The following is a 16,629-nucleotide window of genomic DNA, read 5'->3' as shown; positions in this document are numbered from 1 at the left end:
GCCCTCGCACGTGCCGCTGAGCGCGCGTGACGCTCGTCGCCAACCTCCTTTAGGTTTCCGGTAGGTCTCCTTCACGGGATCCGTATGCGGCGGCCAATATCATCATCGCCGATGCGAGGAAATGGCCGACGCCTGCCTGCGCCATTGCGGCTGTTCGTGGCCGCGTTCGCCGTCGTGGTGGCGGCTGCGGCCACAACGGTCGTCTTCGTCAACGCGCAGGTGGCACAGCTCGCGCACGCGATCGGTTCCAACAAGAGCCTGGTGCTGAGCAACGGGACGCTCGCGCCAGCGCCCTTCGGCGGCCCGCAGACGCTTTTGCTGATCGGCAACGACCAGCGGCTGCACACGAGCACGACCCCGGTCGTGCCACACGCCAACGAGATGCTGCTCGTGCGGATCGACCCGGGCAAGCCGTGGATCTCGATGATGTCGATCCCGCGCGAGCTGCAGGTGACGTTCAACCCGAGCTGCAACGGTCTAACCACCACGCGCCTGAATGCGGCGCTGATGTGCGGGGGCATCAACCGGGTGGTGTCGATGATCAAGCAGGTCACCGGGCTGTCGGTCAACCATGTGGTGGAGATCGACTTCGGCAACTTCGTCAAGGCCGTAAACCAGATGGGCTGCGTCTACGGAATGATCGACAGGCGCTACTTCCACGTCAACCGGCCCGGCGGTGCGCAGTATTTCCAGGTGAACCTGCAACCCGGGTATCAGAAGCTCTGCGGGCGCCAAGCGCTGCAGTTCGTCACCTACCGCCACGACGACACCTCGATCGAACGTGACGCGCGCGACCAGGACTTCCTGCTGGAGGTCAAGCAGCAGTACGGACCCACGCTGATCGACCACATCTCGAAGTTCGAGAACATCTTCGGCCACCTCGTGCAGACCGACGCTTCGCTGCACACCCAGCAGGGTGTGCAGAACCTGATCGGCACACTCATTCAGGTCGCCAGCCGGCCTGTGCGCCAGGTGCACTTCCGGGCAAACCTTGGGGTGGTGACCAACTGCGCCTGCGTGACGTCAACGCCGCAGCAGATCAAGGAGAGCGTCGACTCCTTCCTGTACGGGACGGGGATCCCGCCGGCCAAGCGCACGACCGTGGGGCTCGCCAAGCGCGTGCGGTCCTCCAAGGCGCCAACCCCCGACCTGGTGCCGGTTTCAGCCGCGACCATGGCGCGGGCCAGGACGATGGCGCACGGGCTCCCGTTTCCGCTGGAGATACCACCGGTGAAGATTGACAACGGCTACGGGTACCCGACGCGCCTGCGCAGCTACACGATCCCGGCGCCGGGCGGGCACAACTACCCGATCTACGTGGCCGTCTTCTCCACGGGCCTGCTCGGCCAGTACTACGACGTGCAGGGAACCACCTGGCTGACGGCGCCCATCTTCGACAGCCCGACGCAGTCGTTCAAGTTCGTGGGCCGCACCTACTACGTCTACTACGACGGCGCGCACATCAAGACGGTCGCCTGGTTTGCCAACGGTGCCGGCTACTGGGTTTCGAACACGCTGACGCTCGGTTTGACCAACACGCAGATGCTTGATGTGGCGGAGCGGACGGCGCCGGTGATCGGGGCCGCCGCCGGCTCGGTCCGCAAGGACGTACAGCATCAGACGGCGCCGCCGGCCAGCGTCACGCTGACCAGCGCCGCCCCGTCACCGCTGCAGACGGCCGGCGAGGTGGGCGGCTTTTTGGCGGTTATCGCGCTGCTGAGCGGAAGCCTTTTGCTGTGGCGCCGCCACGCCAGGGTCGGTGATATGCGGGCGGCCGCCGGTCGGGTCAGCGACCGCCTGGTGGCACTCGAAGGGCAGCTGTCGCGCGTCGCCGGCGGGCTGCCGCTGCCGGCGGCGGCAGGGGTCGGTGGCAACGTCGCGGTCGGGGCCCGCAGCGACCGCGCCGTCTACCGTCAGGGCGGGTCGATGCGCACCTTCGCGCTGGCGGCGCTGATCGCGTTCGTGCTCGCCGGCGGTGGCGTCGTGGCCGCGGTCGCCACCGGTGCGGCCCGGCCACGCCCACGCCCCAAGCCGGCTGTCTCGCCGGTGACCGCGCCGGTTGTGGTGCTCAACGCCGGCACCACGCAGGGTGCGGCCGCCAAGCTGGCACGCTCGCTGCGCGCCAAACACCTGGATGTGCTCGGTGCGGCGAACCTGAACTCACCCGCGCCAGATGGATACGAGGTTCTCTACACGGTCGGTTCGCACGCCCAGGCGAAGCTGCTTGCGCACGTGCTGAGCGCCGATTCGCCGCTGGTGGCGCCCGCCGACCCGGCCGCCCAGGCCGCCGCCGGTCCGCGAGCCAAGCTGATCGTCGTGATCCCTTAGCGGGTCGTTCAGCCGAAGCGGACCTTGCCGTTTGACCGCGCGCGGGCCTGGGCCCGGTCCACGAAGTCAAGCCGCTTGAGGGCGGCACGAAACAGGCGTGTGACCAGCTCCAGACGAGCCTGTTCGGAGCGCAGCTCGAGCAGCGTCTGCTTTGACTCGAGCCCGAAGTCGACCGTCGCCGCCATCGCGTAGGCGGACAGCGGCGCCAGCTCGGCTTCGCTGAGCTCGCGTTCGGTGGCGGTCTGCACGAGCTTGGCGTAGACGCCGCGGGCGAGTGCGAGCAGCGCCTCCTGGGAGTGCTCACGCAGGTCCTCGGGAAAGGCGACGAAGCCGGCCGGGTAAGCCAGGTCGCGCTCTCGCTCGAGGATGCGAACCGGCCTCGTACCCCGTGCCAGCAGGTTCAGCCGCCCGTCGTCGAAGCGTTCGGTGACCCGCTCCACCCGGCAGGCGCAGCCGTACTCGCGCAGGCCCTCATCGGCCATCCAGACGATCCCAAACTCGCTATCGGAGGCCAGACAGTCCTCGATCATCGTCCTGTAGCGCTCCTCGAAGATGTGCAGCGGCACCAGTTCGGTCGGTAGCACCACGAGCTGCAGCGGAAACAGCGGAAAGCCGTGCGCGGTGGTCTCGGTCAAGGAGCTCAGCCGTCCGCCGGTCGTCTGCCGCTGAGCAGCAGGTTGTAGAACAGCGCCTTGGGCAGGTGCGGCTCGAGGGCGGCGCGATCCAGACGCTGCAGGTACAGGTAGCCGCGAAACGCGTACTGGCGCCAGCACCACGGCACGTCGCTGGACACGGCCGTCGACTCGAGCCCGCGGTTGAACCAGCCAAACCAGTTGGCGAGCAGCTCCTCGCCCTGGACCTCCACGTCGACGAGTCCGGCCCCGCGCGCAAGTCGCGCGAGCTGTCCGGGCTCGAAGGTATGGATGTCGACCTCGCCTTCGAGCTGATGCCCGGAGGGCTCCGGTCCCTGGTCTTCGTGCGGTGGGTGGGCGGCCGCGGCACCGAGCGCCCGACGCCACAGCGGCGCCGCAAGCTGAGCGGCGCGCTTCGGAACCCGCGCCAGGCGGTCGCCGACCGACGATGGCTCACCGGCAAAGAGGATCAGGCCGTCCGGCCGCAGCACACGCTGAAACTCCGCAAAGGCCCGCTCGAGGTCCGGAAGATGGTGCAGGATCGCATGCCCGAAGACCAGATCGAAGCTCTGATCCGCGAAGGGCAGCGCTTCGGCGTCGGTGCGCACCGTCTCCACGGCCTCCAACCCAAGTTCTCTGGCGTTGGTGCTGAGCGCCTCGAGCATGCCGGCGGAGATATCGGTGCAGGTGAGCTCGGTGATCACGCCGGCCTGCGCCAGGTGCAGGCCGAAGTAGCCGGTGCCGGCGCCCACCTCGAGCGCGCGCGGGAAGCCAGCGTCGATGCGCGGGCCCAGCCCTCGGCGTGCCTTCGCCAGCACCTGCGCGCGCCCTGTCGGCCCGAAGTCGATCCCCCACTTCTGGTCATAGCCGCTGGCCGCGACATCGTGGTAGCGCGTGTTCACGTCGCGAATCTGCTCGGGGGTGCGGAGCGCCTGCATCTCGGGATGACGTTACCGTGTCGCGTGTGGTTGCCGACCCCTACGTGCAGCGTGACCAGCCTGCCGGAGTGCCGCCGCTGATGCTCACCGGGGAGCGCACGCTCCCAGACGTTCCGGCCGAGAACTACTGGTTCATGCGCCACCTGGCCGTCTATGAGTGGATCGCCGCGCGCGTCAGCGGGCTGCGTGTGCTCGACCTCGCCTGCGGCGAGGGATATGGCGCCGCCGCGCTCGCGCGGACCGCCGCCAGCGTGACCGGTGTTGACGCCAACCCCGAGGCTCACGAGCACGCGCGGCTGCGCTACAGCGCGCCCGGCCTGCGCTTCGAGCGCGCGATGCTCGAGCACTACGGCCATCCGGGAATGTGCGATGTCGTCACGCTGCTGCAGACGATCGAGCACCTGCACAACCCCGAGGAAGCGCTGGCGCACCTCCGCACACTGGTGGCGCCAGGCGGCGTTGTCTACATCTCGACGCCCAACCTGCTCACGATCGCGGCACCGGGCGCGGTGAAGTCCGACAACCCCTGGCACCTGCGGGAGTATCGGGCGCACGAGTTTCGCGCGCTGTGCGAGGCGGTGTTCGCCTCGGTGGAGATCCACGGCGTCTATCACGCCGGCAGGCTGCGCGCGCACGATCGCGCGCTCGCGCTCGGCTGGGACCGGCTGCATCGCCGCCTGGGGGTCACCAAGCCGTTCTATGAGCGCTTCACGGCGAGCATCACCGCACGCGACTTTGAGCTGACCATGCAGCGGCCGCTGTACCGCGCCCTGGACTTTTTGGCCGTCTGCAGGTGAGTGCGCCTGGACCTTTGTTGTAGGCAGGCGCGCGCCGCTACGCCAAGCCGCGCCGCTGCCGACATAAAGGACAGTGCAAAAGCGCGCTTGGATCCTCTCACTGCTGTCCCTCTGCCTGGCGCTCGCAACAACGCTGGTGGCAAGCGCCGCCGCCCAAGCGTTCACGTTCAGCATCGTCACGCCGCACAGCCTCAGTGTCAGCTCACAGCATCGTGCGGTCAACCTGCGCCGCCGCGCCGCCGATCTGCGAAACCCCGCCGCCGACTGTGACCGCAGCGCGCCCGCCAGCGGTTCCTGGGGTGTTGCCAACATCGACGCCTGTCGCGCCCACGAGGGCCTCGGGCCGCTCGTGCTGCCGTCGAACTTCGCCACGCTCACCCCGGTGCAGCAGGGCTTTGTGCTGATCAACCTGGAGCGCGTCAACCGGGGCCTTGCGCCGATCGTCGGCCTCAGCGCGACGCTCAACGGGCTCGCCGCCCAGGGTGCCGCCAGCGACAGCGACCCATCGCTCCCGAGCGGCGGGTTCCTTGGTGGCGGGGGGATCTGGGCCGCTGCCAGCTCGATCGTCGCCGCCGACTACATGTGGATGTACGACGACGGGCCAAACGGCTTTGACACCAACCTCGCCTGCCCAGCAGCGGGTGCGCCCGGGTGCTGGGAGCACCGCGACATCATCCTCTGGAACCGCACGCCGGCGCCGCTGGTGGCCGGCGGCGGGTACGCCTCAACCGGTGGCAGCGGATCGTTCGCCTACCTGATCCTGTCGGGCTACTCGACCGCGGAGCTGACGTTCACCTGGCGCAGCGAGCTGCGCTACTTCGCGGTCAAGCCGAAGCTGGCGACGTTCGCTGCCAGCGCCGCCACGGCGCCGCGCCGTCACCGCCATCAGCCGCCACGGCCTCGCCACCACCATCGCGGCCAGCCGCCGGCCAGCGGCCAGCCGCCGGCCAGCGGCAAGTCGTCGGCCAGCGGTGGTGGCCTGAGCATCTCAATCGGCTGAGCCGGGGACGCGGCGCCGGGTGCGCTGGCGGCGACAGCCACGGACCGGCGCGGGGCCGGTGCGCGCCGGCCAGCCAGCGGGCTGGCCGGCAGCGGATCAGCGTCAGAGCTTCAATGGATAACGTCGAGTGTCCCGGGGCGCAGCTCGACGCGCAGACCGGCGGCGCTGGCAAGCTCGGCCACCTGCTCGGGTGCCTTCAGCGAGCCCGCCTGCAGCACCAGCCGCGCGATGCGCCCGCGGGTCTGCTTGGCCATGTGCGTGACCACGCTGCGGCTGCCGTCCGGTGCCTCACGAAACGCACGGACCGCCAGCAGGTTGGCGCGCTGCGGTCGCCAGGCGGCGGCGTAGGCGCCTGAGCGCAGGTCGAGCACGAGCCCGCGATCGGGCAGTGCCGCACGCAGCGGATCGCGCCAGTAGGCCGCAAGGCCGCCCAGCCCCGGCAGCTTGCTGGCGATGTCCAGGCGGTAGGCGGGGATGCGGTCGCCGGGGCGTACGACGCCCCACAGCGCGCTTGCGATCAGCACGCCCCGCCACGGCAGCTCGGCGAGCCCGAGCTCCCTGTAGAGGACGCCGGTGTAGAGCTCGGCGGCGGGTCTGGCCGGTGCGCTCACGAGCCCGGGGTCGACCAGCGCGATCAGTCTTTCGCGCTGCGCCTCCAGCGACGGGTAGGCGAGCCTGGCCAGCGAAAGCGGGCGCCCCGAAGCGGGCGCGGCCTGGGTCCGCGATGGGGGCAGCAGTACGAGCACGGCTGTTGCGCCGGTCAAGCTCACGCGCGCCTGTGGGCTCGTGGGAGCCCGCGGTGGCGGCGGACGCTGGCCCTGGTCAGTCGTTGATGTCCAGAACCGGGGTGATCTCCGGCAGGGTCATGCCTTCGCTTACGTGCTCGTTGGCGACCACCGCGGTCCCCAGCGCAAAGAACTCGATCACGTGGCTACCCCAGCCGTGGCTGTTCTCGTGCAGCTTGACCTCGACGATCCCGAGCACCCCGTCGCCAATCGCCTCCGCCTCCTTCTGCATGCGCTCCATTGCCAGCTCGCGCGCGTCGTAGAGCGCCTGGGTGTACTGCGAGAGCTCGACGTTCTGGCCGGTCTGCTTGAGCGACTGCATCATGCCCCGGTGGGCCACGTGGTAGACGCAGCTGCCCATCACCATGCCCACCGGGCGCTTGCCGGTCTGCATCAGTGTCCAGAACGCCTGGCCGGAGAGGTCGCTCGTGAACGGGCGGCCGTTGGGCGCGCGGTGCAGCCTGCCCTCCTTGTGCTTGATCGCGGTGCCGACGGCGATGAACTCGGCCATATCGGCGCCCCACTCGTAGCGCCCGATGTCGAGTCGCACCCCCACGACCCCGTCGGCGCCGAGCTGGTCGGCCTCCTCCTCCATGCGTGTCATCGCCAGCTCGCGGGCGTTGTACATCGCCTGGCTCAGCACGTCCAGCTCCTGGCTCTGGCGCAGGCCCGCGAACTGGTAGCCGACGTGATAGATGCTCGAGCCGACGACGAGGCCGACGGGCGAGAAGCCGGCCTTCTCCACGCAGAGGTACTCGTTGACCGAGAGGTCTGAGGTGAACAGCCCGCGGGCGTTCATCTGCAGGCGCTCGCTCGCGTGCGCTGCCAGGCCCTCGGTGCTCTTGGGATCGTAGGTCGACATCGCTGCTCCTTTGCTAGGCGCCGAGATTCACGGACAGAACCGGATTGGCCAGCGGCGCCGGGTGGGGGTCACGGGCGCCGAGCCGGATGGCCGTGCCGAGAATGTTCATGGTTACGTGGAAGTAGTGGGCACGGAAACCGCCCGGTTGCTCGTACTCGAAGTGCTCGATCGTGTGGCGCAGCGTGGAGACCACGATGTTGTTTGCCTCCACCTCGTTGGCCTGGCGGCGGACCGCGAGCATCGCGCGGTTGCGTGCGTCGTAGACACCCTGGGCGATCTCGGTGATCTCGACGTTCATGCGGGCGCCGCCACCGGCGCCCATCATGCCCCCTGAGTTCATTGCCCAGGCGGAGTTCCTGCCCAGAGCCGTCGAGATGACCGCGGTGTAGCCCACCACGCCGCGGATCTCCGCTCCGATGCGGCGCAGCTTGTCGACGTCTTGGCCCGAGAGCGTGCACATCGCCGGGCCGTGCTTCGCACCGGCCGGCTTGGTGCTGTCGCGCACCGCGGTGCCGAACACGACGAGCTCGATGTTGCCGGGCTCGCCGAGCGAGCCGGCGGCGAGCTCGATCCCGATCACAGCGTCGGCGCCGGCGTGTGTGGCCTCCTGGCGCAGGCGGTCAAAGGCAAGATCGCGCGCCATGTTCCAGGGCTGCGCCAGGGCGCGCAGCTCGCCGGTGTTGATGTACATGCCCTGGTTGCCCATGAAGCCCTTCTGAACAACCGCCGAGCCCATCACCTGTGCGAGCGGCTGCAGTCCCGATGCGTCGGCGAGCGCGTACTCCTTGGCGGTCAGGTCGCTGGTGAAAAAAGGCTTGCTGGCGGTCGCGATGCGCTTCAGACGCTGCTCGGCGCCCAGCGGGATGCCGCCCTGGCGGATTCGCTCGAGGTCGACCTCGGCCGCCTGAAGCTCCTCCGGGGTGGGGGGCTGCGCCCCCTTTTGCCGTCCGAAGAGTGGCATGTGGCTCTATGCTCGCAGATCATCGGCGCGTTTGGCGAGATTCCTGGGCTTTGCGCACCAGCTCCACCGCCGGCTCGGGGCACGGCGCCGCGTGGATCGCTCGCCTAAACTCCCGCGATATGCCCGCTGCCAGGCGAAAGCAGTCGGTTCGCCTGGCAGGCGAGCTTCCCGCGCGGGCGCCGGGTGAGGTGCTCGTCTGGACCGACGGCGCCTGCCAGGGCAACCCCGGGCCGGGCGGCTGGGCGGCGGTCATCAGCTGGGAGGACGGGGTCGTGGAGGAGCGCAGCGGCGGCCTTGCGCTGACCACCAACAACATCATGGAGATGACCGCGGCGCTCGAGGGGCTGCGCGCGGTCCCGTCGCCTTCACGGGTCTGTGTGGTCACCGATTCGCGCTACCTGCACGACGGCATGACCTCCTGGCTGGCCGGCTGGAAGCGCCGCGGATGGCGGACGGCGGCCGGCGACCCGGTCAAAAACAGGGAGCTGTGGCTTGCGCTCGAGGCGGCTGCCGCCGAGCACGAGCGCGTGCGCTGGCACTGGGTGCGGGGGCACGTCGGCCACCCGCTCAATGAGCGCGCGGACGAGCTGGCGGTGGCGGCGATCGGTCGCTGAGGCTGAGGCCTGACTGCGCCACCTCAGGCGGGACGCGCCGCGCCGGCGGCGCTCAGCTCGGGCGTGCTTGGCGGGAAGTGCGCTGCCGCGAAGCGCTCGGCCACACGCGCGGAGGGGTGCAGGCCGGCGCTTGCGAGCACGATCAGCCCGGCGACCGCAAGCCAGCCGCTGGCGCCCCAGTGCATCACCGCAAACGTGAACACCGCCGGGGCCCAGAAGCTCCCCACGGTGCGCGCCACCTCGGAGAGGCCGCCGTACTCACCGCGACGCTGCGGGTCCATCAGCTGCGTGCGAAACGCCCAGCTGCCGGAGCCGACCGCGAGCTCGGCGCCGGTCACGGCCACGTGGCCGAGCCAGACCATCAGCACCTTGACTTCCTCCCCGCCCTTCTGGATGGGGATTCCCTCGGGGCGGCTCATGCCGCTCCTGCCAGGGTTGACGCTTCGCAGGGGCCGTTACTTCCGGCTGTCCCTCCACGTCCTGTGACCGCCAGCCCGGCGGCGAGGATGTTCAGTGCGGCGTTTATGTCCGCGTGTGTTTCTTGTCCGCAGCCGGTACACCGGAACCGCGCTTGGCTCTCGCGCGAGGCCGGGTCCACATGACCGCAGGCGTTACAGGTCTGTGAGGTTCGACGGGGATCGACCGCGACCACCTGCACGCCGCAGGTCACGGCCTTGTCCTCGACGCGACGACGCAGCATTGACCAGCCTTGCTGGCTGATCGAGCGGTTCAGCCCGGCCTTCTGCCGGACTCTTGTGCCGGGCTGCTGGACGGTGCCACGGGCGCTACGGAGCATGCCCCTGACGTTCAGGGCTTCTAGCGCGATCAGGTCGTGCTCACGCACCAGCATGGTCGAGGTCTGTTCCACGAAATCCTTGCGACGGTCCGCTTGCCGGGCGTGCAGCCGGGCGATGCTTCGCTTCGTTCGCTCCCGCCGGTTCGAGCCCTTCTCCTGGCGGGCTTTGCGGCGCTCCAACCGCCGCAACCGCTGCGCCTTCCCGGCGCTCATCACGGGCGCTCTCAGGTGGCGGCCATCACTGAGCGTGATGGTGGCTGCGACCCCGAGGTCGAGGCCGACCACGGCCCCGGTGAGCGCCCGCAGCATCACGGGCTGGGGGGCGGTGAAGCTAACATGCCAGCGCCCGGCCCGGTCCATCGTGAACCGCGCCGTCCCGAACACGGCCGGGAGCGGACGTGAGAGCCGGAACCTGACCCACCCCACCTTCGGGACAAGGATCGCGGCCCAACGACGGTCGAACCGGCGGACGTTCACGTCACGGATCGTGAAGCTCTCATGCACTCCGGCCTTCCACCACGTCGGCCGCCGCGCGTGGCCCTTCCGCCAGTTCTGAAGCGCCCGGTCGAAATCCCTAAGCGCCTGCTGTTGCACGGCGGAGCTTCCTTCCCCGAGCCATGTCTCGCGGCGGGCTTCGGCTAGCTGCCGGAACCGCTGCGCGCTCGAAGGCGTGGGTCCACGACGCGGGTCGTAGAGGTTGAACTGCTCAAGCGCGAGATTCTTCACATACCGCGTCTCCGCGCAATGGCGGCGGCACCCGGCAGCCTGCCCGGCTGTGGGGTATGCGCGGTAGCGGTGTGCCATAACCCTATAATACGGTTTGTGTCGGCAGACCCGAACGATTTCAGGAACGGACGGCATGTGGTCTACCGTTTGCACGCGCATGTCGTACTCGTAACGAAATACCGGCGGGGGGTTATCACCGACCGGGTACGCGAACTGCTGATCGCCACGACCCGTGAGGTCTGCCAACGCCATGACGTGACACTCGTTGAAGCCGACGGAGAGCACGACCACCTACACCTGCTGTTGGACTACCCGCCAAAGATCAGCCTCTCCACTTTGGTCGGGGCGATCAAAACCAACAGCAGCCGGATCGTTCGGGAACAGAACTGGCCAGAGGTCCGCCAAGCCCTGTGGGGCCAGCACTTCTGGTCCCCGTCCTACTGCGTCCTCTCCACCGGCGGTGCGCCCATCCAGGCCGTTAGGGCGTACATCGCCAGCCAGCGAGAACCCAACCGCAGGCCAGGGCGACCCGGACGGGCTTGACCCCTCCCTCACGGAAGGGGCTTGCGCCCTAAAACGATTCAAGCACTTCCCGATGTTCTCAGACCTCCAGGCGCCCTACTGAATGAATGCTCTGCTGTGCGCCTGGCTCCGCGATCCGGGTGGGGCTTGTTTTCCAGCCGTATGCGGGCTGGCCGGATTCGTGGTGGTGTGTGGGGGCGGGGTCGTGTGGGGGCGAGGTCAGTCGTAGCGCAGCGTGCGCGGGGGCTTGCGGGTCCGCAACACCCGCGCGGGGGCGCCACCGACAACGGAGTTCGGCGAAACATCGTGGGTGACCACCGCGCCCGTCCCGATGACCGCGTTGTCGCCGACGGTCACACCGCGCAGGATGCTGGCGCCGTGGCCGACCCAGACGTTGTGGCCGACCCGCACGTCGCGCTTGTAGATCCCCTGCTTGCGGATCGGGCGCTCGCTCTCGGCGGTGCAGTGGTCAAAGTCGATCATCATCGTGCGGTCGGCGATGATGCAGTCGCGTCCGATCGAGATGTGCTGAAAGCAGGAGAGCGTGCACTCCTGGCCGAGCACCGACTTCGCGCCAAGCTCGATCCTGCCCTCGTGCGCGCGGATCTTGCAGCCGTCACCGATCCATGACCAGCGCCCCAAAACGACCGTCGCGTCGCGCCCGATCTCGAACTTGACGCCACCCTGGACGAAGCAGAGCCCGTCGGTCACAAGCCGGCCGCGCCAGCGCAGCTTGAGCCACAGCCAGCGCGAGCAGAGCACCAGGTAGCGCCAGTGCAGCATGTGATTTGCGCGAGCGAAACGCAGCAGCTCGAGCGGGCCGCCGTGCAGCGGCGCCGGCGCGCTCTGCGGCGCAACCGAGAGCTCCGCCGCTTCCCGAGCCTGGTCGCGGGCGCCGATCTGGTTGTTCAGGCTGGTTGCCACGCGGCAATGCTAGTTGCGATCTGAACGCGTCGGGCGCTCGCGTCATCATGGACGGCGATGGTCGAGCCTGCAGACGCAGATGCAAAGCAGCTTGCCGAGCGCCTGCTCGCCGGGGACAGGCGCGCGCTGGCGCGCGCGATCACGCTGGTTGAGAACGGTGATCCGGCCGGCTGGCTGGTCCTGCGCAGCGTCTATCCGCGCACCGGCGCCACGGCCGTGGTCGGCTTCACAGGCCCGCCCGGCGCAGGCAAGTCAACGCTGCTTGCGGCGCTGACCGGCCTGGAGCGCGCGGCGGGACGCTCGGTCGCGGTGCTGTCTGTCGATCCATCCTCGCCGGCATCCCACGGCGCCCTGCTCGGGGACCGTATCCGGCTTGCAGACCACTTTCTGGATGACGGTGTCTTCATCCGCTCGATGGCCAGCCGCGGCGCGCTCGGCGGGCTGAGCGAGGCGGCGCTGTATGCGCTGCTTTTGATGGATGCCAGCGGCCGTGATCTCGTGCTGCTCGAAACGGTCGGCGTGGGGCAGGCGGAGGTGGATGTCGCGACCCATGCTGACACCGTTGTGCTGGTGCTGATGCCCGGTGCGGGCGACTCGATTCAGGCGCTCAAGGCGGGGATCATGGAGATCCCGGACGTGATCGTTGTCAACAAGTCAGACCACGTGCAGGCCGAGGCGACCGTGCGCGAGCTGAAGGCCGCGCTCGCGCTCGGGGGGCTGCGTGACGGCTGGCAGGTGCCGGTGCTGCGTACCTGTGCGACCACCGGCGAGGGTGTCGAAGAGCTGCGCGCCACGCTGCTTGACCACCACCGTGACGCCCAGGTTTCCGGCACCCTGGCGCAGCGGCGTCGCGGGCGGCTGCGCATGGCTGTGCTCGGGCTTGCGGCGCTCGAGCTGCGCCGCCGGTTCGAGGCGGCGATCGACCAGGATCCGGAGGTTGAGCACCTGCTCGAGCAGGTGGCCGCGCGTGAGCTTGACCCCGCCAGCGCCGCCCGGGCGCTGCTCGCGACGCTGGACGCCCGCGCGCGGCCGTCGTGAGCCGTGGTGAGTGGTGTGAGCCGCGGAGTGGGTGGTGTGAGCCGCGGGCCGGCGCTCACGCTCCCAGTGCGCGCGCGATCACCAGCTCCTGGATCTCGTCGGTCCCCTCGCCGATCGTGAGCACCTTCGCGTCGCGGTAGAAGCGCGCCACCGGGTACTCCTCGATGTAGCCGTAGCCACCATGGATCTGAACCGCCTCATCGGCCGCGTGCACGGCCAGCCGCCCGCTCTTGAGCTTGGCCTGCGCCGCCACCAGCGAGAAGCTGCGACCCTGGTCCTTGAGCCAGGCGGCCTTGTGCACCATCAGCCGGCAGGCCTCAATCTCCGTCGCCAGGTTCGCGAGCTTGGCGCCGATCGCCTGGAAGCTCACGATCGAGCGACCGAACGCGCGCCGCTGCTTGGCGTAGGCCAGCGCCTCATCGAGCGCGCCCTGCGCCAGGCCGACGCCCATCGCGGCCACGCCGATCCGGCCGATGTCGAGCACCTGCAGGAACTGCGCCAGCCCGCGCCCACGCTCGCCGACCAGGTTTTCGGCGGGCACGCGGCAATCCGCGAACGAGAGCGGCCGTGTGTCGGAGGCGTGCCAGCCGAGCTTGCGGTAGGGCGGGCCGGGCTCATACCCCGGCGTGCCGTTCTCCACCAGGATGTTTGAGATCTCGCGCTGGCGCTCGCCCGCGCCGGCCCCGGTCACCGCTGTGATCACCACCAGCCCCGAGATCTCGGTGCCGGCGTTGGTGATGAACTGCTTTGTCCCGTTGATGACCCACTCGCCATCGGTCAGTTGGGCGCGCGTCTGGGTGTTGCCGGCGTCTGAGCCCGCCTCCGGCTCGGTCAGGCCAAAGGCGCCGAGAATCTCGCCGCTGCACAGCCGCGGCAGATAACGCTGCTTCTGCTCCTCGCTGCCGAAGAGATAAAGGGGCTGGGTGCCCAGCGAGGTGTGGGCGCAGAGCGTGATCGCGACCGACGAGTCGACCCGCGTGAGCTCCTCCACGACCAGCGCGTAGTCAAGCGAGCTGCCACCGGCACCTCCATATGCTTCGGGAAAGGGGATGCCCATCAGGTCAAGCGCGGCCAGCTTGCGCACGATCTCGTAGGGAAACTCGTGGTCGCGGTCGAGTCGTTCGGCCACCGGCGCGATCTCGCCCCGGGCGAATTCGCGCACCGTGTCGCGCAGCAGTTGTTGGTCGTCTGAGAGTTCGAAGTCCATGTCGGCACAATACGATGAGTGGACCGTCAACACGACACATACCTCGAGCGAGTAAGGGAGCAGGCGCAATGCCCAAGACCGTGATCCTGTCCACGGCGCGTACCCCGGTCGGCAAGCTGGGTGGCACGCTGGCGAGTGTGGACGCGACCGAGCTCGGGGCTGCCGCGATCCGCGCCGCGCTTGAGCGTGCGGAGGTCTCGGGCGAGCAGGTGCAGCACATCGTCATGGGCCAGGTGCTGCAGGCCGGTCAGGGGCAGATCCCTTCGCGGCAGGCGCAGATCAAGGCGGGTGTGCCCAAGGAGGTCTCCTCGGAGACGATCAACAAGGTCTGTGCCTCCAGTGTGCGTGCGGTCGGGCTGCTTGACTCGGCGATCCGTGCCGGTGATCTGAAGCTCGGTGTGGCCGGTGGCATGGAGTCGATGTCAAACGCCCCGTATCTGTTGAAGTCCGCGCGCTTTGGCTACCGGATGGGTGACGCGGCAGCGCTTGATGCGATGGTCCATGACGGTCTCACCAACCCGTTCTCAGGACGCCAGATGTTTGATGAGGCGACGGAGATCGGCGATCAGCTCGAGCTGACCCGGCCGGACCTCGACCGTTGGGCGTTGCGCTCGCATCAGCGCGCGGTCGCCGCCGCTGACGAGGGCCTTCTGGCGCAGGAGATCGTGCCGGTCACGATCCGGGGCCGCAAGGCCGAGAGCATCGTCGAGCAGGATGAGGCGCCGCGCCGCGAGAGTTCGCTTGAGGCGCTTTCAAAGCTCCCGGGCCTGGTCGGCAGGGAGGGTTCGCACACGGCCGGCAACTCGCCCGGTGTCAACGACGGTGGTGGTGCGCTGGTGCTGGCAAGCGACGAGTGGGCTGCCGCTAATGACCGTCGCCCGCTGGCGACGGTCATCGCCCAGGCGCAGGTCGCCGACGAGTTTGCCTATCTGGCGCGCACCCCCGCAAACGCGGCGCTTGCGGCGCTCGCGAAGGTCGGCCTGACGCCTGATGAGGTTGATCTCTGGGAGATCAACGAGGCGTTTGCGTCGGTCACGCTCAACAGCATCCGCATGCTCGGGATCGACGAGCAGCGGGTCAACGTCAACGGTGGTGCGATCGCGCTGGGGCACCCGATCGGCGCCTCCGGAGCGCGCATCATCGGCGCGCTGACGCTCGAGCTGCGCCGCCGCGGGGGCGGGATCGGTTGTGTGGCGATCTGCTCCGGCGGTGGTCAGGGCGACGCGATGCTGCTCGAGGTCAGCGGTGACTGAGTTGGCTGGCGGCCATGGGGCGCAGGCGCCGCCGGCGGGGCGTGGCGCCGCCTTCTTTGACCTCGACAAGACGCTGATGCAGGGCTCCTCGGGCTTTCAGTTCGCACGGGTGGTGCGTGCGGCGGGCCTGATCAGCCGCCGCCAGCTCGCGCGCGACGCAGTCGCGAACCTGCGCTTTCGCCTCCGGGGCGTCAGCGATGACGAGTCCCATGCGCTGCGCATCAGGATCGCCAGCTCGCTTGCCGGAGTTCGGGTCCGCGACCTCGAGCGCCTGGGGGTGCATGCCCTCAAGCGGATTCTGCCGCGTCTGTACCCGCAGATGCTGAAGCTGGCCTACGAGCATCAGGACGCCGGCCGGCCGGTGTACATCGTCACCGCCGCCTCCCAGGACATGGCACTGGTGCTGGCTCGCGTGATGAGCTTCGACGGTGCGCTTGGCTCGACCCTCTCCGAGGTGCAGGACGGCGTCTTCACCGGCCGGCCCGCGGGCGATTTTCTCTATGGCGCCGCCAAGGCGGAGGCGATCACCCGCCTTGCGCTGCGGGAGGGACTGGACCTCGAGGCAAGCTTCGCCTACTCGGACTCAGCCTCCGATGCGCCCATGCTCAGAGCCGTGGGCCATCCGGTGGCCGTCAACCCCGACGCCGAGCTCGAGCGCCTGGCGCGTGAGGCGGGCTGGCAGATCATGCGCCTTGACCGCCTCGGCCTCAAGCTGCGCCTCGCCGGAGCGCTGGCCGTGGCGGCGACCGCGAGCGCCACCACGGCCGCGGTGCTGGGGCGCGGCGGGCGGCTGCAAACGCCGACGGTGGGCGGCCGTTGAGCGCGCTTTCGCAACGCAGGATCAGGGTGGTCGTCGCCAAGCCGGGGCTCGACGGGCACGACCGTGGCGCCAAGATCATCGCCCGGGCGCTGCGGGACGCCGGCATGGAGGTGATCTACACCGGCCTTCACCAGACCCCGGAGCAGATCGTCGAGACCGTGATCCAGGAGGACGCCGACGCCGTCGGCCTCTCGATCCTCTCCGGTGCGCACATGACGCTCGTGCCGCGCATCCTCGAGCTGATGCGCGAGCAGGGCTTAGACGAGGTCGTGGTGATCGTCGGCGGCACGATTCCGGCAGCGGATGTCGCCGAGCTCAAAGCCCTCGGGGTCGCAGAGGTGTTCACGCCCGGAGCCTCGGCCGAGGCAGCGATCGGCTTCATCCGCAGCGCCGTGCGATCCTGATTGACTCGTCAGTCAATCGTGT

General features: G+C 69.1%; 18 protein-coding genes. 9 read left to right on the top strand and 9 right to left on the bottom strand.

From position 1 onward, the window contains the following. Nucleotides 1-111: 111 nt before the first annotated feature. On the top strand, nt 112-2,328 hold the full coding sequence (locus M3M54_RS05745) for an LCP family protein (RefSeq protein WP_249021226.1): 2,217 nt from the start codon (nt 112-114) through the stop codon (nt 2,326-2,328). An 8-nt stretch (nt 2,329-2,336) separates the two neighbouring features. Here the strand turns inward: M3M54_RS05745 and M3M54_RS05740 are convergent, their stop codons facing one another. Both M3M54_RS05740 and M3M54_RS05735 read right to left on the bottom strand, forming a co-directional pair. Next, complete coding sequence (locus tag M3M54_RS05740; protein WP_249021225.1) at nt 2,337-2,963, bottom strand: LON peptidase substrate-binding domain-containing protein; 627 nt, start codon at nt 2,961-2,963, stop codon at nt 2,337-2,339. Between the two features lie 5 nt (nt 2,964-2,968). Beyond that, nucleotides 2,969-3,898 (bottom strand): class I SAM-dependent methyltransferase, encoded by a 930-nt coding sequence (locus tag M3M54_RS05735; protein ID WP_249021224.1) that lies wholly within the window; start codon nt 3,896-3,898, stop codon nt 2,969-2,971. A 17-nt stretch (nt 3,899-3,915) separates the two neighbouring features. Between M3M54_RS05735 and M3M54_RS05730 the strand changes: the two genes are divergently transcribed. Then, on the top strand, nt 3,916-4,695 hold the full coding sequence (locus tag M3M54_RS05730; RefSeq protein ID WP_249021223.1) for a bifunctional 2-polyprenyl-6-hydroxyphenol methylase/3-demethylubiquinol 3-O-methyltransferase UbiG: 780 nt from the start codon (nt 3,916-3,918) through the stop codon (nt 4,693-4,695). A 73-nt stretch (nt 4,696-4,768) separates the two neighbouring features. Next, nucleotides 4,769-5,695: a hypothetical protein gene (locus M3M54_RS05725; RefSeq protein WP_249021222.1), complete on the top strand. Its 927-nt coding sequence runs from the start codon at nt 4,769-4,771 to the stop codon at nt 5,693-5,695. 110 nt (nt 5,696-5,805) lie between these two features. Here M3M54_RS05725 and M3M54_RS05720 read toward each other — a convergent pair whose 3' ends face one another. Genes M3M54_RS05720 through M3M54_RS05710 form a run of 3 tightly spaced genes read right to left on the bottom strand, consistent with a single transcriptional unit; the run spans nt 5,806 to nt 8,303 of the window. Further along, nucleotides 5,806-6,459, bottom strand: coding sequence for a YaaA family protein (locus M3M54_RS05720; RefSeq protein WP_249021221.1), 654 nt, complete (start codon nt 6,457-6,459; stop codon nt 5,806-5,808). A gap of 58 nt (nt 6,460-6,517) precedes the next feature. Continuing rightward, nucleotides 6,518-7,342: a heavy metal-binding domain-containing protein gene (locus M3M54_RS05715; protein WP_249021220.1), complete on the bottom strand. Its 825-nt coding sequence runs from the start codon at nt 7,340-7,342 to the stop codon at nt 6,518-6,520. Nucleotides 7,343-7,355: 13 nt separating this feature from the next. Further along, the gene (locus M3M54_RS05710; protein WP_249021219.1) at nt 7,356-8,303 is read right to left on the bottom strand and encodes a heavy metal-binding domain-containing protein; all 948 of its coding nucleotides are present in this window, start codon (nt 8,301-8,303) and stop codon (nt 7,356-7,358) included. 119 nt (nt 8,304-8,422) lie between these two features. Between M3M54_RS05710 and rnhA the strand changes: the two genes are divergently transcribed. Further along, nucleotides 8,423-8,917, top strand: a complete 495-nt coding sequence (gene rnhA, locus M3M54_RS05705) for a ribonuclease HI (RefSeq protein WP_249021218.1) — start codon at nt 8,423-8,425, stop codon at nt 8,915-8,917. Between the two features lie 23 nt (nt 8,918-8,940). Here rnhA and M3M54_RS05700 read toward each other — a convergent pair whose 3' ends face one another. After that, entirely contained in the window at nt 8,941-9,336 is a 396-nt protein-coding gene (locus M3M54_RS05700; protein ID WP_249021217.1) for a hypothetical protein, read from the bottom strand. Then, nucleotides 9,333-10,517, bottom strand: coding sequence for a transposase (locus tag M3M54_RS05695; protein ID WP_249021216.1), 1,185 nt, complete (start codon nt 10,515-10,517; stop codon nt 9,333-9,335). Before M3M54_RS05695 ends, M3M54_RS05700 begins: the two co-directional genes overlap by 4 nt. Between M3M54_RS05695 and tnpA the strand changes: the two genes are divergently transcribed. Continuing rightward, complete coding sequence (tnpA, locus tag M3M54_RS05690; protein WP_256465816.1) at nt 10,458-10,982, top strand: IS200/IS605 family transposase; 525 nt, start codon at nt 10,458-10,460, stop codon at nt 10,980-10,982. The genes M3M54_RS05695 and tnpA overlap by 60 nt on opposite strands. A 198-nt stretch (nt 10,983-11,180) precedes the next feature. On the opposite strand, the gene M3M54_RS05685 is transcribed toward tnpA, so the two are convergent. Continuing rightward, nucleotides 11,181-11,885, bottom strand: a complete 705-nt coding sequence (locus tag M3M54_RS05685; RefSeq protein ID WP_305883096.1) for a DapH/DapD/GlmU-related protein — start codon at nt 11,883-11,885, stop codon at nt 11,181-11,183. 57 nt (nt 11,886-11,942) lie between these two features. Between M3M54_RS05685 and meaB the strand changes: the two genes are divergently transcribed. Further along, nucleotides 11,943-12,923 (top strand): methylmalonyl Co-A mutase-associated GTPase MeaB, encoded by a 981-nt coding sequence (gene meaB / locus M3M54_RS05680; RefSeq protein WP_249021214.1) that lies wholly within the window; start codon nt 11,943-11,945, stop codon nt 12,921-12,923. 55 nt (nt 12,924-12,978) lie between these two features. Here the strand turns inward: meaB and M3M54_RS05675 are convergent, their stop codons facing one another. Then, nucleotides 12,979-14,130 (bottom strand): acyl-CoA dehydrogenase family protein, encoded by a 1,152-nt coding sequence (locus tag M3M54_RS05675; protein ID WP_249021213.1) that lies wholly within the window; start codon nt 14,128-14,130, stop codon nt 12,979-12,981. A gap of 68 nt (nt 14,131-14,198) precedes the next feature. Between M3M54_RS05675 and M3M54_RS05670 the strand changes: the two genes are divergently transcribed. The 3 genes from M3M54_RS05670 to M3M54_RS05660 are packed head-to-tail and all read left to right on the top strand — an operon-like array spanning nt 14,199 to nt 16,607. Further along, the gene (locus M3M54_RS05670; RefSeq protein ID WP_249021212.1) at nt 14,199-15,383 is read left to right on the top strand and encodes an acetyl-CoA C-acetyltransferase; all 1,185 of its coding nucleotides are present in this window, start codon (nt 14,199-14,201) and stop codon (nt 15,381-15,383) included. Next, on the top strand, nt 15,376-16,203 hold the full coding sequence (locus tag M3M54_RS05665) for an HAD family phosphatase (RefSeq protein ID WP_249021211.1): 828 nt from the start codon (nt 15,376-15,378) through the stop codon (nt 16,201-16,203). Before M3M54_RS05670 ends, M3M54_RS05665 begins: the two co-directional genes overlap by 8 nt. Next, a complete protein-coding gene (locus M3M54_RS05660; protein WP_249021210.1) occupies nt 16,200-16,607 on the top strand; it encodes a cobalamin B12-binding domain-containing protein in 408 nt (135 codons plus the stop codon). Before M3M54_RS05665 ends, M3M54_RS05660 begins: the two co-directional genes overlap by 4 nt. The last annotated feature ends 22 nt before the right edge of the window (nt 16,608-16,629 follow it).

This window comes from Conexibacter sp. S30A1 (assembly GCF_023330665.1).
Classification (GTDB): Bacteria; Actinomycetota; Thermoleophilia; order Solirubrobacterales; family Solirubrobacteraceae; genus Palsa-465.
The sequence above is the reverse complement of the archived record's forward strand: the minus strand, read 5'-3'. Positions and strand labels throughout refer to the sequence as shown.